The organism is Streptomyces sp. NL15-2K (assembly GCF_030551255.1).
GTDB lineage: Bacteria > Actinomycetota > Actinomycetes > Streptomycetales > Streptomycetaceae > Streptomyces.
The window spans coordinates 10,362,865-10,383,827 of record NZ_CP130630.1 but is presented as its reverse complement, the minus strand read 5'-3'; the positions used below and the strand labels follow the sequence as shown (position 1 = coordinate 10,383,827).

The following is a 20,963-nucleotide window of genomic DNA, read 5'->3' as shown; positions in this document are numbered from 1 at the left end:
TCCCGGGAAAGCCGCCGTCCCCCTCCCGCAGCGCGGCATCATCCGCTACGAAGGTCATCCATGCCCCACAGCCAAACCTCTGCACCTCGCGACAGCCTGGCAGGCGTACGCCTCGCGCGCGGAGCATCGCCGTGGCTCCTCCCGACCGTCGCCACCGCAGCCCTCAGCCTGGTACGCGCGCGCAAGTCAGGCGCCGCCAAGGCCGTCGCCGTGCCCGCCACCGCGCTCGCGGCGGGCATGCTGTGGTTCTTCCGCGACCCCGAGCGCGAGATCGCCCCGGGCCGGGTCATCTCTCCCGCCGACGGCGTGGTGCAGAGCATCATGCCCTGGAAGGACGGCCGCACCCGCGTCGCGATCTTCATGAGCCCGCTCAACGTCCACGTCAACCGTGCGCCGCTCTCCGGCACGGTGGCGTCGGTCGAGCACATCCCGGGCGGGTTCGTTCCGGCGTTCAACAAGGAGAGCGAGAACAACGAGCGCGTAGTCTGGCATTTCGACACCGAACTCGGCGACATCGAGATGATCCAGATTGCCGGCGCGGTGGCCCGTCGCATCGTGCCGTACGTCCCGCAGGGCACGAAGGTCGAGCAGGGCGACCGCATCGGTCTGATCCGGTTCGGCTCGCGCGTCGACATCTACCTGCCCGAGGGCGTGGAGGTCGCGGTCGAGGTCGGCCAGAAGACCGTGGCTGGGGTGACTCGCATTGACCGTGATTGATCCAGAAACCCAGGCGGGCTGGGTGCCCGAGGCGGACGAGGTGGACGAAGAGGAGGAGATGCCCCTCTCTCTGCGCCTGTCGATAGCGGACACCCTCACTCTCGGCAACGCCACGTGCGGCTTCATGGCGGTGTACTTCACCACCACCGGCATCCTGATCCCGCACCTCACCGGCAGCCAGGAGTCCGGCATGGCCCGCCACAGCGCGGCCACGGCGGTGATCCTGATGCTGTGCGCGGCGGTCTTCGACCTGTTCGACGGCCTGGTGGCGAGGAAGCTGCGCTCGTCCCCGATGGGCGCGGAGCTCGACAACCTGTCGGACCTGATCAGCTTCGGCCTGGCGCCGGCGTACTTCGTGCTCGTGTACGGCATGGTCGCGGACGACGCGCACCAGCGGGTGGCGGCGGTCGGCGCGATCGTCGTACTGCTGGCGGTGGTGCTGCGTCTGGCGAGATTCTCCTGCGTGACGGTGAAGGACGGCACCTTCCAGGGCATGCCGTCGCCGTTCGGCGCGCTGACGGTGGTCTCGATCGTGCTGCTCGAGCTGCCCTTCGTGGCGACACTGCTGGCCATCCTCGGCACGGCGTGGCTGATGGTGAGCCGGGTGGAGTACCCGAAGCCGCGGGGCCGACTCGCGGTGGCGATGCTCACCTGGATCGTCCTGTCGATGGGCCTGCTGGCCGCATGGGCGTTCGACGCGCCGAGCGGACAGCTGCTCCTCCAGACGGGCTGCGCGCTCCAGCTGGTCATGGGCGCGGTGATCCCGCTGTTCGCCACGGCTCGCCGGGTGAACAACTTCCGCGACAACCGGCGTGAGGCGCGGGCGGCGCAGCTGCCGTAGCGGTCGTAGGACAAACCGAAGGGCCCCGAGCTGCTTGGCTCGGGGCCCTTCGGCTTTGCCTCGCGTGAGCTCCCTCAGGTCAGGAAGTCCCGCGCGATCCGTTCCGCCACCCGCTCCAGGATCGGCCCCGCGTCCGCGATGCACTTCGCCACGTCCGGCTCGACATCCGTCAGCGGGTACGCCCGGCGGATCCCCGCCCGGCCCAGCGCCTGCGGCGGAAGGGCGAGGCGTCCGCACACCGCGACGACCTCCTTGCCCGCCGCACGGGCCGCCGCGGCGACACCCGCCGGGGCCTTGCCGTGCAGCGTCTGCTCGTCCAGGGAGCCCTCGCCGGTGATCACCAGCGTGGCCTTCGCCAGCGCGGGCGCGAAGCCCAGGACGTCGAGCATGACCTCGATGCCGGGGCGGAAACGCGCGCCGAGGAGGAGGGCGCCGTAGCCGATGCCGCCCGCCGCGCCCGCGCCCGGCGAGGCGGCGTGTTCCGCGGCCTTCGTCCCGACCGTCTCCTCCAGCACCTTCGCGTAGTGGGCCAGCGCGGCGTCCAACGTCTCCACGTCGTCCGGCGAGGCGCCCTTCTGCGGGCCGTAGACCGCGGGCGCGCCCTTCGGCCCGGTCAGCGGGTTGTCGACGTCGCTGGCCAGGATCAGTTCGACGGAGGCGAAGCGCGGGTCGAGGCCCGAAAGGTCCGCCGACGCCAGGTCGGCGAGGCCGCCCCCGCCCGGTGACACCGGCTCCCCCTTCGCGTCCAGGAACCGCGCACCCAGCGCGGACAGCATTCCGGCGCCGCCGTCCGTGGTCGCGCTGCCGCCGACCCCGAACACGATCGTCCCGGCACCCGCGTCCAACGCGGCCCGCAGCAGTTCGCCGGAGCCGTACGTGGACGCCGTGAGCGGCGCGAAGACGCCGCCCGGCAGCCGCTGCAGCCCGCTCGCCTCCGCCATCTCCACGACTGCGGTGTCCCCGCGCAGCGCGAACGCCGCCGTCACCTCCTGGCCGAGGGGACCGGCGACCCGTACCTCCCGCCGTTCGAATCCGGCCGCGACCGCCGCGTCCACCGTCCCGTCGCCGCCGTCGGCCACGGGCAGCGCCTCGGCCTCGAGGTCCGGGACGACCCGGCGCAGCCCGGCCGTCACCCGCTCGGCGACCTGTACGGCCGTCAGCGACCCCTTGAACTTGTCCGCGGCGATGAGCACCCTCTCGGCACCGTTCACTGCAGCGTCCGCCACCTTGCCATCCCCTTGCTCTCCGGGCCCGACGCACGTCAGGGCCAGTCGCGCCGCTGCGACCTTAACCTCAGGACACCCCCTCCGTCATGCCCCGACCCGCCACTGGACCAAGGCCGGCAAGCACCTGTACGGGCGGTCCGAACCCGCGCGGGCGCCGCCGGAATTGGGTAGACCGGTGCTATGACCCCTGTGGGCACTGAGCCAGAGCTCGCCGACCGCGTCCTCGGAGGCTGGCTGGGCCGGATCGCGGGCAACATGCTCGGCAAGCCGGTCGAGCAGGGCGACCTGTGGACGCGGGACCGTATCGACCGCTATCTGCGGCAGGCCGCCGCCCTGCCGCTCACCGACTACCTGCCCGAGCCCGTCGGCGACATCGACGGCTTGGAGCTGCGCCCCGAGTGGCGCCAGTGCGTGCGCGGCCGTATCCACGGCAGCTGCCGCGACGACGACGTCGACTACGCCATCCTCGGCCTGGACCTCCTGGAGACCCACGGCTTCGACTTCAGCACGGAGCAGGTCGGCGAGCTGTGGCTGCTGCGGCTGCCGTATCTGCAGACCTTCACCGCGGAGCGGGCCGCCTACCGCAACCTCGCGGACGGGCTGAAGCCGCCGCTGACGGCGACGTACGACAACCCGTACCAGGAGTGGATCGGGGCGCTCATCCGCGCCGACATCTACGGCTGGACCTCCCCCGGCGACCCGCGACGCGCCGCCTCGCTCGCCCGCCGGGACGCGGTGCTGTCCCACACCGGCAACGGCGTGTACGGCGCGATGTTGGCGGCGGCGCTGATCTCGGCGGCGTTCACGGCGCCGACCGTGCGGCACGCCGTCGACGAGGCGCTCGCCGTGATTCCGGCGAGCTGCCGGCTCGCCCGTACGGTACGCCGGGTCGTCTCCCTCCACGACACGCGGATGACCTGGGAGGACACGCTCACCACGGTGGCCGGGGAGACCGCCGGGCTCGGCTGGATCCACACCATCCCGAACGCCGCCGTACTGACCGCCGGGCTCCTGTACGGCGACGGCGACTTCACCCGCACCATCACGCTCACCGTCCGCGGCGGCCTGGACACCGACTCCACCGGCGCGACCGCGGGCTCGGTGGCCGGCGTCCTGACCGGCGCGGACGCCATCCCCGCGCAGTGGAAGGACCCGCTGGAGGACACGGTGCGCAGCGCGGTGTTCGGCTTCGACGGAGTGCGGATCAGCGAGTTGGCGGAGCGGACGGTGCGGTTGGCGCAGGCGGAGGGCTGAAGCGGGCCAGCTTGCCGGTCGCCGGGATGGGGGCGTCGGAAGCGGTCTCGAGGGCCGCGACGGCCTCTCTCACCCAGTCGGTGTACCAGGCATCCGGGGGCGGAACTGGGACCTGCTGAACGCCGGCGATCGCTTCCCGCCCCAGCGCCAGGGAGAGCCCGCCGGGGTCCTCGTGGTAGTTGAGGTAGCGGGCGACGTCGACGCCTGGAGGGCAGACCTCGTCGAGGACGACGTCGCCGACGAAGTTGCTGGGTCGACGAGCCACCCCTCCCGCACCACGACGGATGGCTTCAGACGGACCCGATACAGACAGAACTGGCTGCGCTGGTCGGCCTGGTCGCGGATCCGACGCAGCATATTGTGGACAGCGGCCTCGTACGTGCCGACGTGGAGGGCCTTCGCCCGCTGGCGCGCGGCCCACGCGGAAACCCGCTGCTCTCCGCCCATCCTCCTGCGGGTCTCGGGAGTCAAGACGGCTGCCGGGTCGAAGTGCCGCGTCGGCCAGTCTGCCTGCGTGCTCGTGTGGTACCAGGAGAACTGCGCGACCCTGTCGTCGTCGAGCGCCGGGTCGCCGGAGTCGAGCGTCACCCGAGGCGAGTCCTCGTGCTCGCAGGCCATGCCGCAGCCGGGGCAGGTCTCCTTCGCCTGCTCCCACCGATCGATCCAGTCCAGATCGACGCGCCACCGATGATCGCAGCGCCCACAGAGCATCTGCCGCTCGCGCGAGAAGTCGATTTGCCGTTCCACGGCACCATTCTCCGGAAGCGTCCGACGGAGAACCAGCCTCAGCCGAGGTCTCGAAGCCGCTGGAACTCCGCTTCCGCGGTATCTGCTTCGTCGCGGAGCAGACCGACGATCTGCTCTGCGGACCTGCTGGGATCCTCGGAGCGCAGCTCAGCCGGGCGGCGGGCAGCGTACCGCTCCCGCGAAAGCCATCTCGGCGTTGAGCAGGGACTCGGACATGGCAGCGAGAGAACTGCTCATGCTTCAACCCTACGGGCGGATGCGTCCGATGCGACGAGACCCCGGCAGATTCGTCGGGGCCTCGTCGCGCACCGAGGATCGATTCCCTACAAGGCGTTCGCCGTCTTGACGCTCGTGTTGCCGATCGGCACGTCGATCCGGTCCCGAGCGACGACGACCCCGTCCTTGACGACGTAGCACTCGACAACGTGCTCGCCCTTGAAGTCCGAGTGCTCGACGCGGACTCCCCGCTTGCTCGAGTCGACGATCTGGCCGCGGATCGCGTCCCGCCGCTCGGCTTCCGGACCACGATTGAGCACCTTCCACTTCAGCGTGTAGGGCTCCCCGACCGAGCAACTGGTGACCACGAACCTCAAGCCCTTGTCGGCCTTGAGCAGGATCCCACCGCGACGCATCGCACGGAGCCAGGTCGGACGCCATCCGGCCTGCGTGACCTCGCAGTCGATGGACACAGTCTCGGACACGTCGACCGGGAACTCATCCTCGATGAACTCCTCGGTGTCCCTGAACGACCGGGACGACTCGCTCGCGCTCTTCGCCAGCGGCACCGACGTGCCGAAGACCTCGCGCCACTTCTTGATGGCGGACGTCTTGCCTTCGTCCGCGATCGCCTCGAGGCATCGGTTGTACGCCTTCTTCGCCTTCGGCTGGAACTGCGCCTTGACGTGGACCCGCTGCCGGCTGCCCAGCGCCAGGTAGTACTCCTGCTCTGACTGATCCTTGAGGAATTCGAAGAAGTCGCGGGCCATGAGGTCGAACGAGCCTGTGCCCGCTGTGTCGTAGTCGTCGGTCTGGTCGAGGAAGTTGTAGACGAGGGTGTCGATGAGCAGGCCGCCCATGTTTACGCCGTTCGCGTTCTTCCATGCCCGTGCCATCCGGGCGAGGTGGCGCATGTTCGTCGAGGTGCGGTCGTTGCACTCCTTGGTCGCAGCGATCTCCTCGCGCGGCTTGGTGACCTTCCAGCCCTCAGCCTTCGTGTCCGGGTAGTCGAAGCTGCCATCGGCGTTCTCGAATGCCGGCTGGACCTCGAACTTGAAGGCGTTGGACGTGAACCGCACTCGGACGACACACTGGTCGACGCGGATATCCGTGTTCTTGTACCGCGCCTTGAGGTCGTCCCGAACCCTCTCGAGAATTCTCCGCGGGCCGGTGTCCCCCTCGTAGCTTGACCGGATCCCGGGCGGGAGGATGAAGATCATGTCGAGGTCGGACACTCCCTTGATCGCGGTGTGCCGGCCGAACGATCCGACCATCAGCTTGTAGTCGGTGCAGCCGTCCTTGTCGCGGAAGTCCTTGTTGAGCGCCTTCGTGATCTCGTCCCGCCGTGAGGCGACCGTCGTGGCCGTCTCCCCGACCTTCAGGTTCTTGAGCAGTGTTTCGAAGATCTCTGAGGTCTTCATCGTCATGCCTCGCCTTCGCCGAGCCGGAGCGCCTCGGGGAGGAAGAGGTCGATCTCGTGCGAGGTGAACGTCATCTCCTCGTTGTTCTGCAGCCCGCCCTGGGCGCGCTCGAACGCCCTGTTGCTCGTCCTGGGCGCGTCGGCGTAGGCGTCGCGCGCGGCCTGCTGCAACTCGTCTCGCCGCTCTCGGCCCTCCGCGTTGGAGACGGTGCCGGACATCAGGTCGGCGATGAGGGAGATGTAGGACTCCCGGACGTCCCACAGCCGAGAGGCGATGCCGCGGTGGGCCTCGGACTCCTCCTCGAACTTGAAGGTCTGCGTCCCCAAGGCTCATCCAGCTGACCAGGAGCGCGATAGAAGAGGTCGCGATGCTCGTCAGCACTGCGTTGCCGAGCAGGCCGACCACCGCGGCAAGGAAGGTGCCCGAGCTGATCGCGGTGAGAGCAATGAGGACGCCCTGCTGCCACCGGTGCTTGGTGAAGCAGATGTCCGCCTGCTTCTCATGGGTCTTGTGGCTGTAGACCACGCGCCCGAAGGCCTCTCGCATCTGCGCCAGAAGGTACGGGTCGCGGTCAGGCACCGCGTCGCTCTCGGGTGTCAATTCGTTCCTACTCGGTCGAGGACTCCTGGACATGCGCCTGAACGTCAGTTGCACATCTTCTGAGTATGGCGGCGACCACTGACACTCCCACCGACTTGAGCTACCTCCCGTTCAGGTCTCGCTCGATCCGGCCTGCCCTGCGGCCCTCTCCTGCTTCGCGCAGGTAGCGGAGAGCGGTGGACACGATGCCGCAAGGCCGCTCGCACTCCTTCTCCACGGCGGCCCCGCGAAGCTCCTGGCTCCAGGCCCGGGCGAGAGCGAGGCTCAGAGCAACTGGTGCTGATCCGGGCGGACCGGGGGCGGACCTGGCAGCTCGCCGACGCCTGTGCCGCGTGCGCGGTGGTGATTCCGTAGGCGGCGACCATCCCGGAGCCCCCTGCGTCGTGCGACGGTACGGCCCGCGAGCCGCCGGCGGCCGGCCCTTGACCTCGATCACGCGGGGACCGCTCGCCGTCAGCCGCAGCTCGACGTGAAGCACCCCCAACTCAGGCCCAGAGCCCGGACCTCGGCGGCCACGACCCCTTCAACATGCCGCTCGACCTAGGCGGCATCGCCTGACCTGCACGATCACCCGCAAACAGGACTTTGAAACGACCCTGCCTCATGCCTCCCGCGTCAGGCACGAGAAGACACCGCGGGAGAAGCAGTACCTGCGTGTACTTCACTGCATGACCCTATTGAGCCCAGGAGGGCCGATGCTCAGCACTCCGAACGCGTACAAGGCCTGGAAAGGCATGACGAGGTCATTCCCGACCCCGGAGGCGCCAGGCCAGTATGCCGCCCCGAACAAGGCGGAGAGGACGGCTTACGCCGTGCTGCTGCATGGACCGGCAGCGCGCTCAGGCGACGCCGACGCGAGTCAGTGGCTGCTGCTGCCCCGGAGGCGCCAGGCCAGTATGGCGCCCCGGGCACGGCGGAGAGGACGGCTTACGCCGTGCTGCTGCATGGACCGGCAGCGCGCTCAGGCGACGCCGACGCGAGTCAGTGGCTGCTGCTGCGCGACCGCACAGCGAAGCGCCTGTAACCGACGCCCAGCAGCAGCCACGCTTCAGGGATGCTTCTCGGAAGTTGCGCCTGAGCTGCTCCTCTGACGGAGTATCAATGAGCGTTGTTCAACCTGAATTCGCTGGTCCCGGTGCTGGCGTGGGCCGGGGCTGGGGGGCTCGTGCCGGTCGTGGGCGTGATCGTTAGCAGGTGATCATTCGGCGCGTTGCCGGTTCGCCGGAATCGCAATGCTGAGTCCGGAATGTTCCTAGGCTCCAAGGAGAGCTGGGTGGGAGGGGGCTGCTGGTGGCGGACGTGCTGACCTGGGTGATGCAGCGGAGGGTCGTGCTGGCCGATCGCGCCGAACGGCTGCGTAAGGAGCTCGCCGAAGTCGATGCCGAGGTGGCCCGGCTGGAGGCCGCCGAGGTGGTGATCGGACAGTTCATCGAGGCCGAGCGAAACGGGCAGGCCGACGACCCGGCCGTGGCTGAGGAGTTGGAGCGAGTGACGACGACTCCGGGTGCAGGTGGGATGCTACTGATCCCGCACCGCGAGCCGGGCGTGGACGAGAGCGCGCTGCCCGCCGGCTACCAGGCGATCATTAAGATCGTGGCCGCGGCTTCGGAACCGGTCCCGGCCAAGGACGTCAGCATCCAGCTCGGCAGGGGCACCCAGCCCGGGCAGGTCGAACCGGTACGCGACAAGCTCAGGCGCCTGGCGGACCGGGGCTGGCTGCATCGCACCCCGGCCGGCCGCTTCACCGCCCTGCCGCAGCCAGCGGTCTGACCGGCCGCGGCCGGATTTCGGCGTAACGCGCAGGCACCCGACGGGAGTTGGGGTGCCCATGCGAAGGAACAACCGCCCCGCCGAGGGCACTGAAGGGCTTGTCTACCAGTGCCGCCTGCCGCTGTCGAGCGCCACCCTGGACCTGGTCTCCGGCCTGATCCGCGGCCATCTGAAGAAGATCCGCTCGCGCTGGCGCAAGCTCCCGCCCGGCCGCATCGCCCTGATCGTCCTGGCCGTCCTCCGCCACGACCAGCGGCTTTCCGACATGGCGGGTGGCAACGGCATCTCCGCGTCCACCGTGCGCCGCTGGCTTCTGGAAGTGACCGGCCTGCTCGCCGCGGGGGCCCCGCGCCTGGACCGCGCCCTGAAGAAAATCGCCCGGAAGGGTGGCGTCGTTGTGTTGCTCGACGGCACTCTCGTCCGCACTCGCCGACGCACCGGGGATGCCAACCGGCCGAACTACAGCGGGAAGCACAAGACCCACGGCCTGCTGTTCCTCGCCCTGACCGACGAGAAGGGCAACTTGGTGTGGATCTCGGCGGCGAAGCCGGGGCGCTCCTCGGAGATCACCGCCGCCCGCCACAACAAGATCACCACCCACCTGCGGGAGGCCGGCCTCGGGGCGCTGGCGGACCTCGGCTTCGTCGGTCTGGACGACGACCCCGACGACCCGGTGATCGTCACCGGCCGCAAAGCGACCCGCGGCCATCCCCTCACCGCCGCCCTGAAGGAGGCCAACCGGCTGGTCAGCCGCGAGCGAGCGGCGAACGAGCACGGCTTCGCAGACCTGAAGAACTGGCGGATCCTCACCAAGGTCCGCATCGACGCCCGCCACGCGACCACGCTCCTGCGGGCTCTCCTCGTGCTGACGAACGGCGAGATCCAGCGTTGACGGACGTAGCTGATCACGGCAGCCGGCATGGGCAGTACGATCCCGTTTCATGGTCGTGGACATGGGGCGGGACGGAAGACAGGACACGGTCGAGCTGGTCTACCGGCCGACGCGCGCCGACTTCCTCGCGGGCGTCCGGGTGCGTGAGCGCCGTCGGCGCCTCCACCTGGTCCGGTGGGGCTTCACGGGGCTGTTCGGGGCCGGCGCCGTGCTGGTGGTGACCGCACCGGAAAGCTCCGCGCAGTCGTTCGTGACCGCCGTCTTCTGCGCCGCCCTGATCTGGTCGATCCCCCACCTCCAGGCCCACCACGCGCTGCGCACAGTCTCCTGGCAGGGCGAGTACCGCACGTCCGTGAGCGAGACGGGGATCGCGGCCGAGACCGCGCACGCGACGCTCGTACAGCGCTGGTCAGTCTTCCGCGGTTACCGCGAGACCCGCGACCATGTGGTGCTGCTCAGCCGCGACCCGAACATCCTGCTCGTGGAGGTGCTACCCAAGCGCGGGCTGCGCTCTTCGCGGGACGCGGAGCGGCTGCGTGTCCTCGTGAGCCGCCATCTGCCCCGTGTCTGAACCCCTTCTCAGTCCTCTGCCGCCGCGGCCGCGGGGCGCTCGACCTCGACCGCCTTGCCGCAGACCCGGCAGACGAGGTGATGGTGTTCGCCGGTGGAGCAGCGGCGGTAGAGATCGACGCGGAGGTGGCTCGGCTGGAGGCCGCCGAAGCAGTTCCGCGAGGCTGAATCTCCCGGTGACGGACGATCACCCCGCAGCGATCACCGTATTCACCAGCAGGAGTGCCCCACCCACCGCCCACACCAGAGCTGTGACCTGCTACTTCAGGTTGGAATCAAGCCACTGATCCCAGGGGCAGGAATACCACCGGTCAGGGCCAAGAAGAGAGGGAGTCGGCGCCGCCTGCGCTGCGCCGGAGCCGATGGAGAAGAGAACAATGCGGTCGGCTCTCAGCTCGGTCGCCTGCTCCTGCAGCTTGCCCCTGGGCCGGGTCATCGGGGGCGGGGGCCTTCCTGGTCGGCCGGAATGTGCGGGCTGACAGCTGCCCCCGGGCATCAGGGTGTGGTCGCCGTCCTTCCCAGCTCTTGGAGACTGTTGAAGGAGGTGAAGCCGGTGCCCTGGCGCAGGTGGGCGCGTCCAGGTGCGGGCGTGGTACGAGGCCGGGAAGTGGCCGGTCTTGGCCAGGACGGCGGGTGGGTTCCTGGGCGGCGCGCTTCAGTGGTGCTCGGCGGCAGTTGTGCGGCGTCGGTGCAGGTGGCGGGCGACGAGGGTGGTGGCGAGGACGGCCGCGGCGGTGAGCAGGTACAGCTCGCGCCTTCGTCGCCGCCGCCCACCTGGCCGCCGCCTGCAACCCGCTGCTGCGCCCGGTGGCCACCACGGTCGCCTACACCGTCGAACGCTGGGCGGACGAGCGTGCCGCCACCGTGTGCGGCGACCGCCGCCAGGTCGCCCGCGCGGTCGGCAAGGCCGCCCTGGCCACCGCCCACCACCGACCCCGCAGGCGCCTGCCCGACGCCGTGCTCGGCCTGCTCGGCCGCCGCCGCAGCACGCTTCACCGCGCCGGCCCCATCCCCCGGCGCGTCGCCGCCCTGCTCAAACCGCCCCGCACACACGCCCTGCCGCTGAACCTCCCCTTGCTGCCGCTGGCCGGAGCCGCCGCCGTGGTCGGCTCCAGCGCCCTGTGCGCGTTCGCCGCCGCCCACGACCTGCACCTGGTCCTCAAACTCGCCGGGGTCCACTGATCGCGCCCCCTGCCGCCGCCCGACGCCCTGCAGCCCTTGAGCGCCGCCCGCTCCCTCTCCTGCCGGAACCCGTCGGAGCCTGGAAGCCACCCCGGACGCCCGCAGCAGCCGCAGCCCGTAGCGCCCGCCACCCATACAGAAGTAACAATCGCTACATTCAGCTGCGTGACTGATGATTGCCCCTCTCTTTCCTGGGTGGTGTTGCTGGTGCGGCTTCCCGCCGCCCCCTCCCGGCACCGCGTGGCCGTGTGGCGGGAATTGCGCCGGATCGGCGCGCTGTCCCTGGGCCAGGGTGCCTGGGCGGTTCCCGACGTTCCGGTGTTCGCCGATGGCCTCGCGCGCGCCGCGCAGTTGGCCGGTGAGGCCGGCGGCGAGGTGGTGACGCTGGCGGCCAGTGGGCGCACGGGCGCCGACGCCGCACGGCTCAAAGAGCTGTTCGCCGCCGCCCGGGCCGAGGACTGGGCCGAGTTCCTGGCCGACTGCGGCAAGTACGAGGCGGAGCTGGCCAAGGAGATCCGCAAGGCCAAGTACACCCTGGCCGAGCTGGAGGAGGAAGAGCAGAGCCTGGAGCGGCTGCGCCGCTGGCACCGGGATCTGACGGCACGGGACGTCTTCGGCTCGCCGGAGGCGGCCCGCGCGGGCGAACGGCTCAAGCAGTGCGCGGCGGCCTGCGAGGACTACGCGGAACGCGTCTTCGCCGCCCTGCACCAGACCCCGGGGCAGGACATATGACCGCGCAGGCAGCAGCTTCCGCGCCCAAGCGCACCATGTGGCCGCTGTACGCGGCCGGATTCACCACCGCCTTCGGCGCCCACGGCATCGCCGCCAACCTCGGCGGCTTCTCCGACGACGCGGTCACCTCGCTGCTGGTCCTGGGCGGGCTGCTCGCCCTGTACGACGGCGCCGAGGTTCTCCTCAAGCCGCTGTTCGGCACGCTGGCCGACCGGATCGGCGCCCGCCCGGTGATGATCGGCGGGCTGCTCGGCTTCGCGCTCGCCTCGGCCTCGTACGTGGCCGCGGACAGCCCCGGCTGGCTGTGGGCGGCCAGGCTCGGGCAGGGAGCGGCGGCCTCCGCGTTCTCACCCGCCGCATCCTCCCTGGTCGCACGGCTCAACCCGGCGGCCAAGCACGGACGGGCGTTCGGCTCGTATGGCTTCTACAAGTCGATCGGCTACACCCTGGGCCCGCTGCTCGGTGGAGTGCTGGTCTGGGCGGGCGGGCTGCGGCTGCTGTTCACGGTGATGGCCCTGCTCGGCGCGGCCGTCGCCGTGTGGGCGCTGACCGCCGTGCCGCACGTCCCACCGCTGCCCCGCGCCCGGCAGACCGTCCTCGACCTCGCCCGCCGCCTGGCCGATCCCGCCTTCCTCGGCCCGACGGGCGCGCTGGCCGCCGCCACCGCCGCGCTCTCGGTCGGGGTCGGCTTCCTGCCGGTGTCAGGGGCCGCCGCCGGGCTCGGCACGGTTGCCACCGGGGCCGCGGTCTCCGTACTGGCCCTGTGCGCGGCCTTGGTCCAGCCATGGGCGGGCAAGGCCCTGGACGCCGAGCGTTTCACGGCACGCACCGGACTGGCATGGGGACTCGCCCTCACCGCCGCCGGGCTGGTGGCCGCGATGCTGCCCGGCCTTGCGGGCGTGCTGCTCGGCGCCGCGCTCATCGGCGCCGGAACCGGCCTGATCACCCCGCTCGGCTTCGCCGCGCTCGCCGCCACGACACCCCCTGAACGGCTCGGCCAGACCATGGGATCAGCCGAACTCGGCCGCGAACTCGGCGACGCCGGCGGCCCGCTGCTGGTCGGCGCCGTCGCCGCCACCACCACCCTCACCTACGGCTACGCCGCCCTGGCCGTCCTGCTGGCCCTCGGCCCCGCCCTGGCCCTGACCGCACACCGCCGGACCACACCGGCACCCAGGTAGTCGGACAGACCAAGCCCCGCTACCTCCGTGACCGCCAGCGGCCCTGGATGTGCAATCGGGGCACGTTGGTGACCAGAGGCGGGAGCACCGCGTCGCGGCAGAGGCGGCGTACGGCCGAGAAGGTCTGAGCAGACTACGTCCCGGAAGCCGTCCTCGGACTGCTCGGCAGACGCCGCTCCGCACTGCACGGCGCCGGGCCCATACCCCGCCGCGTCGCCGCCCTGCTGGCCGAGCCGCGCATCTACTCGCCGCCGCTGCACGTCCCCCTGCTCCCGTTGACCGCAGCCGCCGCCGTGGTCGGCGCCAGCGCCCTGTGCGCTTTCGCCGCCGCCCACGACCTGCACCGCGTCCTCGAACTCGCCGGCGCCCGCTGAGCAGAACCTCAGAGCTTCCCCGGCATGTTCTTCGCGGCCCTGGCAGGACCCGCCGGTGCCGACCGCGGACCCACGCCCTCGAAGAACAACGGGGGGCCGCTGTACACGGCCGGTTCCACCGTCTTCCGGGCCGGAGGCATGTCAGTTTCGGAGCAGCAGGCGGAAGGTGGTGTGGCCGGGGCGGCTGGTGACGTCGACGGTTCCGTGGTGGGCGGTGATGACGGCGTGGACGATGGCGAGGCCGAGCCCTGTGCTTCCGGTGCTGCGTGAGCGGGCGTGGTCGGCGCGGACGAAGCGTCCGAAGACCTCGGGCTGGAGCCCCTCGGGAATGCCCGGTCCGTCATCGCTCACGGTCACCCAGGTACCGGTGGTGTCCGCGGTGAGGGAGATGGTCACTTCCGTGCCGGGTGGGGTGTGGGTGCGGGCGTTGGCGAGGAGGTTGCCGATGGCCTGCTGGAGGCGGTGTGCGTCGCCGGTGACGGTGACGGGTTCTTCGGGGAGGTCGAGGAGCCAGCGGTATTGAGGGCCTGCGGCGCGGGCGTCCTCGGTGGCGTTCAGGACGAGCCGGGTGAGGTCGACCGTCTCGTGTTCGAGGGGGCGTCCGGCGTCGAGGCGGGCGAGGAGGAGCAGGTCGTCGACGAGGCGGGTCATGCGCTGTGATTCGGCGTCGATGCGTTCCAGGGCGTGGTGGACTTCGATGGGGACGGGGCCGTGGTGGCGCAGGGCGAGTTCGGCGTGGCCGCGGATGTTGGCGACGGGGGTGCGTAGTTCGTGGCTGGCGTCGGCGGCGAAGTGCCGGAGCCTTTCCTCGCTGGCGCGCAGTCTTTCCTCGCTGGCCTGGCGCCGGGTGAGGGCGTCCTCGACGTGGCCGAGCATGTGGTTGAGCGCGGTGCCGACCTGGCCGACTTCGGTGCGTGGGTCGGTGTCGGGCAGGGGCTGCGGCATGGCGACTTCGCCGCTGGCGAGCGGCAGTCCGGCGACGCCGGCGGCTTGTGCGGTGACCCTCTGGAGAGGGCGCAGGGAGATCCGTACCCACAGGGCGCCCGCGATGCCGGTGGCTGCGAGGGCTGCGCCGAACACGGCGGCCTCGACGGCTTCGAGGCGGTGGAGTGTGTCTTCGACGGGGTGCAGCGGCAGACCGGTGATCAGGATGTCGTGGTCGTCGCCCTGGACGGCAATGAGGCGGTAGGGCCCGAGCGTGGAGAGGCGGATGGTGTGTCCGCGTCCGTCGGCGGGGATGTCCGCCAGTGCGCGGCGATCACCTTTGGCTAGCTGGACGGGGCGGTCGGTGGCGTCGTCGACCACGGCAGCCTGGCTGACGGCTCCCGCAAGGAGGCGGGCGCCGAAGGTCGCCTCGGACTGCCCCCGGGTATCGGGGCGGTTGTCGGCGTCGGGTGTGGCTTCATGTTCCAGGCTGGCGGCGAACCGGCCGCCGGATGCGGTGAGCTGTTCGTCCAGACGCCCCATCAGAAACCCTCTCAGCGCGAGAGCGGTGGTCACACCGACGGCGAGGCACGCGAGGGCGAGGAGGGTGACGAGTCCGGCGGTGAGCTGGCCGCGCAGAGTGCGGGGCACAAGCCGTCTCACGAGGGCTCCGGCTTGAGGACGTAACCGACACCGCGCACCGTGTGGATCATGGGGATGCGTCCGGCGTCGATCTTTTTGCGCAGGTAGCTGATGTAGAGCTCGACGATGTGGGCGCGGCCGCCGAAGTCGTAGGCCCAGACCCGGTCGAGTATCTGATCCTTGGACAGCACCCTGCGGGGATTGCGCATGAGGAACCGCAGGAGTTCGAACTCGGTGCGGGACAGGTCCACGACCGTCCCCGCGCGGCGGACTTCGCGGGCTTCCTCGTCCATGGTGAGGTCGCCGACCGTCAGCCAGTTCTCACCCGGCTCTGTGGCCATGCCGGCCCGGCGCAGCAGTCCGCGCAGCCGGGCCAGGACTTCTTCCAGGCTGAAGGGCTTGGTGACGTAATCGTCGCCGCCCGCGGTGATGCCCGCGATGCGGTCCTCGACCGCGTCGCGGGCGGTCAGGAACAGCACGCACACGCTGGGCGCCTCGCGCCGCAGTTCGCGCAGGACCTGCAGGCCGTCAAGGTCGGGCAGCATCCAGTCCAGAACCACCGCGTCGGGCCGGAAGTCACCGGCCGTCGCGAGCGCGCCGGCCCCGTCAGCGGCCGTCCGCACCTGCCAGCCCTCGCCGGTCAGTACGCCGGCCAGCACGTCGGTGACGTCCGGTTCGTCGTCGACGACCAGGACCCGCACCGGCGCCCCGTCGGGTCGGTGCAGGAGAGATTTCGTTCCGCGCTCGTCCATGGTCTGCCCAGCATCCCCCAGCCCGGCACTGCCGTGAGGGGCGGGACCTCTGAGTTTCCTCTGAATCGCCGCTGAGGCGGGCCGCCGGGGGCTGTTTCAGAAGGTACGCAGAGGTCGGGCCGTGAGGCTGGCCGCCCATCGCCGGAGCGTGCTCTTCCGGAGGAGCCTCATGACCACCACGTTCACGTCCACCACCTATGCGAGCCGCGGAATGCGTCACCGGCAGCCGCGCCGCAGCATCGTGCCGTTCCTGGCGCAGCTGCTGATCTGGACCGGTGCCGCCGGGGTGCTGGGCTTGTGGTGGAGCGACACGACCTCCGTGATCGGCCCGGCGGGCTGGCTCACCGGCGCGGGGCGTATCACCGGTCTGCTGGCCGGCTACGCGTGCGCGGTCCTGCTGGCCCTGATGGGCCGCATCCCGCTCCTGGACCACACCGTGGGCACCGACCGCCTCGCCCGCTGGCACGCCCTGGGCGGGCGCTGCACCATCTCGCTCGCCCTCGCCCACACCCTGCTGATCATCTGGGGCTACTCCCTGACCTCCCACACGAACGTGGTCAGCCAGACCTCCACCCTCGTACTTCACTACCCCGATCTCCTCAAGGGCACCGCCGGCTTCCTGCTGTTCCTCGCCACCGGCATCCTCTCGGCCCGCGCCGCCCGCCGGAAGATGAGCTACGAGACCTGGCATTACCTGCACTTCGCCACCTACCTCGCCGTCTTCCTCACCTTCGGACATCAGCTTTCCAACGGCGCGGACTTCGTCGGCAACCGACTCGCCCAGGCGGCCTGGTACACGCTCTTCCTCTGCGTCGCCGCGCTGGTGGCCTGGTACCGGTTCGCCGTTCCCCTGCGGCGCGGGCTGCGCCACCGCCTGCGGGTCACTGGGGTGTATCCCGAGGCGCCGGGCGTGGTCTCCGTCCACCTCAGCGGCGAGCACCTTGACGAGCTGAGGGCTGAGCCGGGTCAGTTCCTGCGCTGGCGCTTCCTTACCCGCGGGCTGTGGTGGACCGCCAACCCCTACTCGCTTTCCGCCCCCGCCCATCCCGGGCGGCTACGGATCACGGTGAAGGCGGCCGGCGGGCACAGCGCCGCGCTCGCCCGGCTGGCTCCCGGCACCCGCGTATGGGCCGAGGGCCCCTACGGCGGGTTCACCGCGCACCGCCGCACCGCCCCCAAGGTCCTGCTCCTGGGCGGCGGCGTCGGCATCACCCCCCTGCGGACCCTGTTCGAGACACTGCCGGGACAGGTCACGCTCATCTACCGGGCCCGCCGCGCCGAGGACCTTGCCCTGCGCGGTGAGATCGACGCGATCGCCGCCCACCGCCGCGCCGCCGTCCACTACATCGTCGACGAGCCGACCGGATACTCCCCGCCGCTCACCGCTTTGGGCCTGACCAGCCTGGTGCCGGACCTGGCCGCGCACGACGTGTATCTCTGCGGCCCGCCTGGCATGACCGAGGCCGCGATACGGGCACTGCGGGAGGCAGGTGTGCCGGGCCGCCGCATCCACCACGAGTCTTTCGCGCTCTAAAAGGAGAACCACCATGCGCCGAGCCGTCCTGGCCACCACCGGGATCAGCGCCCTGGTCACCACGCTGCTCGCTCTCAAACCGCACCAGCTCCCCGCCCTGGCCGGCGTCCCGCCACGTTCCCCCCTGGCCTCCTCTGCGCCGCCCGCTCCGGGCAGTACTACCTCGGGCAAGCCGAGAGGGACGGGCACGTACACCGGAGATCCCATCGACACCCAGTACGGGACCGTGCAGGTGGCCGTCACCCTCACCAGCGGCAAACTCACCGCCGTCCGGGTGCTCCAGGCACCGGACCAGAACGGCCGGGACCAGCAGATCGCCTCCTACGCCCTGCCCCGACTGACCCAGGAAGCGCTGGGCGCTCAGAGCGCCCACATCGACGCCGTCTCCGGCGCCAGCTACACCAGCCAGGGCTACATCCAGTCCCTGCAGAGCGCCCTGGACCAAGCCCATGCCTGACACCGCACGCCGCCTGCACCACGTCGAACACGTGATGGGCACCGTCTTCTCCTTCGACATCCGCGACCAGCCCACCTCAGCCATCCACCGCGCCCTCGCCCACGCCGTCCGCGCCCTGCACACCGTGGACGCCGTGTTCTCCACCTACCGACCCGACAGCGCCATCAGCCGACTCGACCGCGGCGACATCCGCCTCACCGACTGCCCGCCCGAGGTCCACGAAGTGCTGTCGCTGTGCGCCCACGCCACGCACACCAGCGACGGCTGGTTCAGCATCACCCCCAACGGCTCCCTCGACCCCTCCGGCCTCGTCAAAGGCTGGGCCACCGAAGCCGCATCCCAGCTGCTGTACGAAGCCGGCGCCCGCAACACATGCGTCAACGGCGGCGGCGACCTCCAACTGCGCGGCCATGCCGCCCCCGGCACCCCGTGGCACATCGGCATCGCCCACCCGCTGCGCCCCGGCGAGCTCGCCACGGTCATCACCGCCGAGCAGGGCCTGGCCATCGCCACCTCAGGAACCGCCGAACGCGGCGCCCACATCTTGAACCCTCACGACGGCACACCCGCCACAGAACTCACCTCCCTCACCGTCAGCGGCCCCCGGCTGACCATGACGGACGCCTACGCCACCGCCGCGTTCGCCAGGGGCGACAGCTCCCGCGACTGGCTCGAATCGCTGCCCGGATACGAGGCGCTCGCCCTCAAGCCCGACGGCCAGGCATGGCGCACAACCGGATTCACCGTCCATGGACGATGACGCGGGTCACGGGCCACCTCATGCCCTCAAGCAACGCGCGCCCCCCTTACGGCCGCGGCTTCCACACCACGGCCGACCGAGTTGCCCGAGCCCCGCCTGTCCCCTCCAGCCCTTGAACACCCACCTCGAAGGAGCCCCCTGTGGGACCCCATCTCATCAACGGCATCCCCGCACACGTCCTGTTCGTCCACGTCGTCGTGGTCCTGGTGCCCCTCACCGCACTCTGTCTGGTCCTGTGTGCTGTCCGGCCGTCGCTCATGCGCCGATTCGGTTTCGCACTGCCGATCCTCGCCCTGGTATCCCTGGTGAGCGTGCCACTGACGACAAATGCCGGCGAGTGGCTGGAACAACACGTGGACAGCAACGCCCTGGTCCGCAAACACGCCGAACTCGGTGACCAACTGCTCCCCTGGGCGGTGGCCTTGTTCGTGCTGGCCACCGCCGTGTGGTGGACGTACCGCCGCGCCGCCGCCCGCACCCCCGATGCGGTGCAATCCGCCGGCGGGGCCCTGGCCACGGTGCACCTTCCGCTGCGCATCGCCGCCGCCGCACTGTCGCTCGTCGTCGGCATGGGCGCAGGCATACAGGTCTACCGAATCGGGGACTCCGGCGCCAAAGCCGCCTGGCACGACGGCTACTCCGCCATTCCCCAGCAGGAGCGCAACTGACACGCGCCTGCCCAGACGCGCTCACGGCCGAATGGCGGCTCATCGGGTGACGCAGCTGGTCGACGCGAAGGTCACTGGCGGCTAGATCACCGTGTCCAGGGCGAGCGGCTCCAAGGGAGAGTCCGGTGCGGAACGGACGCAGTCAGCTGCGAGGCCCGAACCCGGTCAGTGGCTCTCCTCTCCCTGGGCAACTTCGACCTGGTGATGGAAGGCGAGCACGCCGGTTGCCCCGGCGCAGACCGACAGGACCGCGCAGGCGGCGAGTAGAAGCGCAGTACAGCGCGTGGCGCGCGAGCGCCGCTCGGAGGGCGTGAGGAGGGCGGCGACGCGTTGGGGAACGGGGCCGGTCGTCGCCGCGGGTGCGAAGTCGGGGCGGGTGGATCGGGAGGCTTGGCCGGCGAGGGCGGCGCGGGCGATGGCTGTGGCGATCAGGCGCCGGTCGCCGAGTGTGGTGGCGGCGGCCTCGTCGGCCGCCCGCTCGGCGGTGAGCCGGATGGTGGCCCGGATGGTGCGCAGGGCGGGGTGGCAGTGAGCGGCGAGTTCGGCGGCGGCGAGGAAGTAGTGGTGGCCTGCCTGGTTGTGGGCTCGTTCGTGGGCGAAGAGGGCTTCGCGTTCGGCGGGGCCGAGGCTGCGCAGCATCGCGCTGGTCACGACGATCCGGTGGGGCCGTCCCGGCAGGGCGTACGCGTCCGGGTGGGGTGAGTCGATGACGCACAGGTCGCCGGCGGCGGGGCGGCGGTCGGCCTGCGTGCGGGCGGTGCGAAACAGGCGGGCCTGGCGGAGGGCCGAGCGTGCGAGGGTCCAGGCACTGAGGGTGAGCACTCCGGTGGCCGCCGTGGCCGCGGGGACGACGAGGAAGTCCGACGGCGTGCGCAGGGGGTGGACGAGTTCGCCGAGTGCGGCGAATGCGGGAAGTTTGAGCAGTCCGATCAGGACCAGGGCGCCGAGAGCGGCCACGCAGGCGCCCGCCAGGGCCAGCACAGAGGCCGTGAGGACCCACAGTGCGGTGACAGGAGCCAGGCGATCGAGGGTGCGGCGGGCCAGCGCCGGCGCGAGGAAGGGCAGGAGCAGCGGTACCAGTAGCAGAGCGGTCATCGCTCCTCACCCTCCAGCAGCTGGCGCAGGAGCTGCTCGTCGTCGGGGCTGAGCTGGGCGACGAAGCGCGCCAAGACCGTCTCCCGGTCGGTGTCCCGGTCGAGTTCGGTGTGCATGCGCCGGGCGGTCAGGCCGGGAGCGTCCTGCACGGGGAAGTAGGCATAGCCGCGCCCCTGCCGTTCACGGCCGACGACGCCCTTCTCGTGCAGACGGGTCAGGATGGTCGTCACCGTCGTCCGGGCCAGTTGGGAGCCGAGTTCGGTCTGCACCCGGCCCGCGGTCAGCGGGGCCCCGGCGGCCCACAGGGCGGCCATGACGGCGGCCTCGAGCTCGCCCGCCGGCCGCCTCTCGTCCTTCGCGTCGGTCATGGAACCTTCCTCACCCCGCTATCGTCTACAGTCCAGTAGA

The 20,963-nt window shown here is 70.8% G+C and carries 21 protein-coding genes and 1 pseudogene; 13 read left to right on the top strand and 9 right to left on the bottom strand.

The features are described from left to right. Window positions 1–60 precede the first annotated feature (60 nt). Both Q4V64_RS45320 and pssA read left to right on the top strand, forming a co-directional pair. Window positions 61–717: a phosphatidylserine decarboxylase gene (locus Q4V64_RS45320; RefSeq protein WP_124437938.1), complete on the top strand. Its 657-nt coding sequence runs from the start codon at window positions 61–63 to the stop codon at window positions 715–717. 22 nt (window positions 718–739) lie between these two features. Next, a complete protein-coding gene (gene pssA, locus Q4V64_RS45315; protein ID WP_124437973.1) occupies window positions 740–1,558 on the top strand; it encodes a CDP-diacylglycerol--serine O-phosphatidyltransferase in 819 nt (272 codons plus the stop codon). A 74-nt stretch (window positions 1,559–1,632) separates the two neighbouring features. On the opposite strand, the gene Q4V64_RS45310 is transcribed toward pssA, so the two are convergent. Next, window positions 1,633–2,751 carry a glycerate kinase gene (locus Q4V64_RS45310; protein WP_124437974.1) on the bottom strand — a complete coding sequence of 373 codons (1,119 nt, stop codon included), beginning with the start codon at window positions 2,749–2,751 and terminating at the stop codon, window positions 1,633–1,635. A gap of 213 nt (window positions 2,752–2,964) precedes the next feature. Here Q4V64_RS45310 and Q4V64_RS45305 point away from each other — a divergent pair, with 213 nt between their 5' ends. Further along, a complete protein-coding gene (locus Q4V64_RS45305; RefSeq protein ID WP_124437939.1) occupies window positions 2,965–4,038 on the top strand; it encodes an ADP-ribosylglycohydrolase family protein in 1,074 nt (357 codons plus the stop codon). On the opposite strand, the gene Q4V64_RS45300 is transcribed toward Q4V64_RS45305, so the two are convergent. The 3 genes from Q4V64_RS45300 to Q4V64_RS45290 all read right to left on the bottom strand — a co-directional run bounded on the left by Q4V64_RS45300 (window position 3,989) and on the right by Q4V64_RS45290 (window position 6,748). Further along, the gene (locus Q4V64_RS45300) at window positions 3,989–4,303 is read right to left on the bottom strand and encodes a hypothetical protein (protein ID WP_253266762.1); all 315 of its coding nucleotides are present in this window, start codon (window positions 4,301–4,303) and stop codon (window positions 3,989–3,991) included. The two genes, Q4V64_RS45305 and Q4V64_RS45300, sit on opposite strands and share 50 nt — an antisense overlap. Window positions 4,304–5,108: 805 nt before the next feature. Beyond that, window positions 5,109–6,428, bottom strand: coding sequence for a nucleotidyltransferase (locus tag Q4V64_RS45295; protein ID WP_124437940.1), 1,320 nt, complete (start codon window positions 6,426–6,428; stop codon window positions 5,109–5,111). Next, the gene (locus tag Q4V64_RS45290) at window positions 6,425–6,748 is read right to left on the bottom strand and encodes an SLATT domain-containing protein (RefSeq protein ID WP_253266763.1); all 324 of its coding nucleotides are present in this window, start codon (window positions 6,746–6,748) and stop codon (window positions 6,425–6,427) included. The genes Q4V64_RS45295 and Q4V64_RS45290 overlap by 4 nt, the downstream gene beginning before the upstream one ends. Before the next feature lie 1,564 nt (window positions 6,749–8,312). Here Q4V64_RS45290 and Q4V64_RS45285 point away from each other — a divergent pair. The 3 genes from Q4V64_RS45285 to Q4V64_RS45275 are packed head-to-tail and all read left to right on the top strand — an operon-like array spanning window position 8,313 to window position 10,255. Beyond that, window positions 8,313–8,792: a hypothetical protein gene (locus Q4V64_RS45285; protein WP_253266764.1), complete on the top strand. Its 480-nt coding sequence runs from the start codon at window positions 8,313–8,315 to the stop codon at window positions 8,790–8,792. Window positions 8,793–8,850: 58 nt separating this feature from the next. Next, window positions 8,851–9,684, top strand: a complete 834-nt coding sequence (locus Q4V64_RS45280) for a transposase family protein (protein ID WP_124437941.1) — start codon at window positions 8,851–8,853, stop codon at window positions 9,682–9,684. Between the two features lie 49 nt (window positions 9,685–9,733). Next, entirely contained in the window at window positions 9,734–10,255 is a 522-nt protein-coding gene (locus Q4V64_RS45275) for a YcxB family protein (protein ID WP_124437942.1), read from the top strand. Between the two features lie 29 nt (window positions 10,256–10,284). On the opposite strand, the pseudogene Q4V64_RS45270 reads toward Q4V64_RS45275, so the two are convergent. Beyond that, a pseudogene (locus Q4V64_RS45270) lies at window positions 10,285–10,368 on the bottom strand (transcriptional repressor); the annotation flags it as partial. 693 nt (window positions 10,369–11,061) lie between these two features. Here Q4V64_RS45270 and Q4V64_RS45265 point away from each other — a divergent pair. From Q4V64_RS45265 to Q4V64_RS45255, 3 genes are all read left to right on the top strand, one after another. Further along, window positions 11,062–11,436 (top strand): hypothetical protein, encoded by a 375-nt coding sequence (locus tag Q4V64_RS45265; protein WP_124437943.1) that lies wholly within the window; start codon window positions 11,062–11,064, stop codon window positions 11,434–11,436. Between the two features lie 165 nt (window positions 11,437–11,601). Next, window positions 11,602–12,168 carry a Chromate resistance protein ChrB gene (locus Q4V64_RS45260; RefSeq protein ID WP_124437944.1) on the top strand — a complete coding sequence of 189 codons (567 nt, stop codon included), beginning with the start codon at window positions 11,602–11,604 and terminating at the stop codon, window positions 12,166–12,168. Then, the gene (locus tag Q4V64_RS45255; RefSeq protein ID WP_253266765.1) at window positions 12,165–13,349 is read left to right on the top strand and encodes an MFS transporter; all 1,185 of its coding nucleotides are present in this window, start codon (window positions 12,165–12,167) and stop codon (window positions 13,347–13,349) included. The genes Q4V64_RS45260 and Q4V64_RS45255 overlap by 4 nt, the downstream gene beginning before the upstream one ends. A gap of 515 nt (window positions 13,350–13,864) precedes the next feature. Here Q4V64_RS45255 and Q4V64_RS45250 read toward each other — a convergent pair. Together Q4V64_RS45250 and Q4V64_RS45245 are read right to left on the bottom strand one after the other, a co-directional pair. Next, a complete protein-coding gene (locus tag Q4V64_RS45250) occupies window positions 13,865–15,310 on the bottom strand; it encodes an ATP-binding protein (protein ID WP_124437945.1) in 1,446 nt (481 codons plus the stop codon). Beyond that, entirely contained in the window at window positions 15,307–16,041 is a 735-nt protein-coding gene (locus Q4V64_RS45245) for a response regulator transcription factor (RefSeq protein ID WP_124437946.1), read from the bottom strand. Before Q4V64_RS45245 ends, Q4V64_RS45250 begins: the two co-directional genes overlap by 4 nt. Before the next feature lie 169 nt (window positions 16,042–16,210). Between Q4V64_RS45245 and Q4V64_RS45240 the strand changes: the two genes are divergently transcribed. From Q4V64_RS45240 to Q4V64_RS45225, 4 genes are all read left to right on the top strand, one after another. Continuing rightward, on the top strand, window positions 16,211–17,575 hold the full coding sequence (locus Q4V64_RS45240; protein ID WP_124437947.1) for a ferredoxin reductase family protein: 1,365 nt from the start codon (window positions 16,211–16,213) through the stop codon (window positions 17,573–17,575). Between the two features lie 13 nt (window positions 17,576–17,588). Next, window positions 17,589–18,032 (top strand): FMN-binding protein, encoded by a 444-nt coding sequence (locus tag Q4V64_RS45235; RefSeq protein ID WP_124437948.1) that lies wholly within the window; start codon window positions 17,589–17,591, stop codon window positions 18,030–18,032. Then, on the top strand, window positions 18,025–18,792 hold the full coding sequence (locus tag Q4V64_RS45230; RefSeq protein ID WP_124437949.1) for an FAD:protein FMN transferase: 768 nt from the start codon (window positions 18,025–18,027) through the stop codon (window positions 18,790–18,792). Before Q4V64_RS45235 ends, Q4V64_RS45230 begins: the two co-directional genes overlap by 8 nt. 140 nt (window positions 18,793–18,932) lie before the next feature. Beyond that, entirely contained in the window at window positions 18,933–19,460 is a 528-nt protein-coding gene (locus Q4V64_RS45225; RefSeq protein ID WP_124437950.1) for a DUF2231 domain-containing protein, read from the top strand. Between the two features lie 165 nt (window positions 19,461–19,625). On the opposite strand, the gene Q4V64_RS45220 is transcribed toward Q4V64_RS45225, so the two are convergent. Next, window positions 19,626–20,555: a M48 family metalloprotease gene (locus Q4V64_RS45220; protein WP_124437951.1), complete on the bottom strand. Its 930-nt coding sequence runs from the start codon at window positions 20,553–20,555 to the stop codon at window positions 19,626–19,628. Then, window positions 20,552–20,923, bottom strand: coding sequence for a BlaI/MecI/CopY family transcriptional regulator (locus tag Q4V64_RS45215; RefSeq protein ID WP_095748310.1), 372 nt, complete (start codon window positions 20,921–20,923; stop codon window positions 20,552–20,554). The genes Q4V64_RS45220 and Q4V64_RS45215 overlap by 4 nt, the downstream gene beginning before the upstream one ends. Between the last annotated feature and the right edge of the window lie 40 nt (window positions 20,924–20,963).

Excerpts from the sequence above, each read along its gene's own strand:
- Q4V64_RS45320 (WP_124437938.1), top strand. The coding sequence starts at position 61 with ATGCCCCACAGCCAAACCTCTGCACCTCGCGACAGCCTGGCAGGCGTA.
- Q4V64_RS45305 (WP_124437939.1), top strand. The coding sequence starts at position 2,965 with ATGACCCCTGTGGGCACTGAGCCAGAGCTCGCCGACCGCGTCCTCGGA.
- Q4V64_RS45295 (WP_124437940.1), bottom strand. The coding sequence starts at position 6,428 with ATGACGATGAAGACCTCAGAGATCTTCGAAACACTGCTCAAGAACCTG.
- Q4V64_RS45280 (WP_124437941.1), top strand. The coding sequence starts at position 8,851 with ATGCGAAGGAACAACCGCCCCGCCGAGGGCACTGAAGGGCTTGTCTAC.
- Q4V64_RS45275 (WP_124437942.1), top strand. The coding sequence starts at position 9,734 with ATGGTCGTGGACATGGGGCGGGACGGAAGACAGGACACGGTCGAGCTG.
- Q4V64_RS45255 (WP_253266765.1), top strand. The coding sequence starts at position 12,165 with ATGACCGCGCAGGCAGCAGCTTCCGCGCCCAAGCGCACCATGTGGCCG.
- Q4V64_RS45245 (WP_124437946.1), bottom strand. The coding sequence starts at position 16,041 with ATGGACGAGCGCGGAACGAAATCTCTCCTGCACCGACCCGACGGGGCG.
- Q4V64_RS45240 (WP_124437947.1), top strand. The coding sequence starts at position 16,211 with ATGACCACCACGTTCACGTCCACCACCTATGCGAGCCGCGGAATGCGT.
- Q4V64_RS45235 (WP_124437948.1), top strand. The coding sequence starts at position 17,589 with ATGCGCCGAGCCGTCCTGGCCACCACCGGGATCAGCGCCCTGGTCACC.
- Q4V64_RS45230 (WP_124437949.1), top strand. The coding sequence starts at position 18,025 with ATGCCTGACACCGCACGCCGCCTGCACCACGTCGAACACGTGATGGGC.
- Q4V64_RS45220 (WP_124437951.1), bottom strand. The coding sequence starts at position 20,555 with ATGACCGCTCTGCTACTGGTACCGCTGCTCCTGCCCTTCCTCGCGCCG.
- Q4V64_RS45215 (WP_095748310.1), bottom strand. The coding sequence starts at position 20,923 with ATGACCGACGCGAAGGACGAGAGGCGGCCGGCGGGCGAGCTCGAGGCC.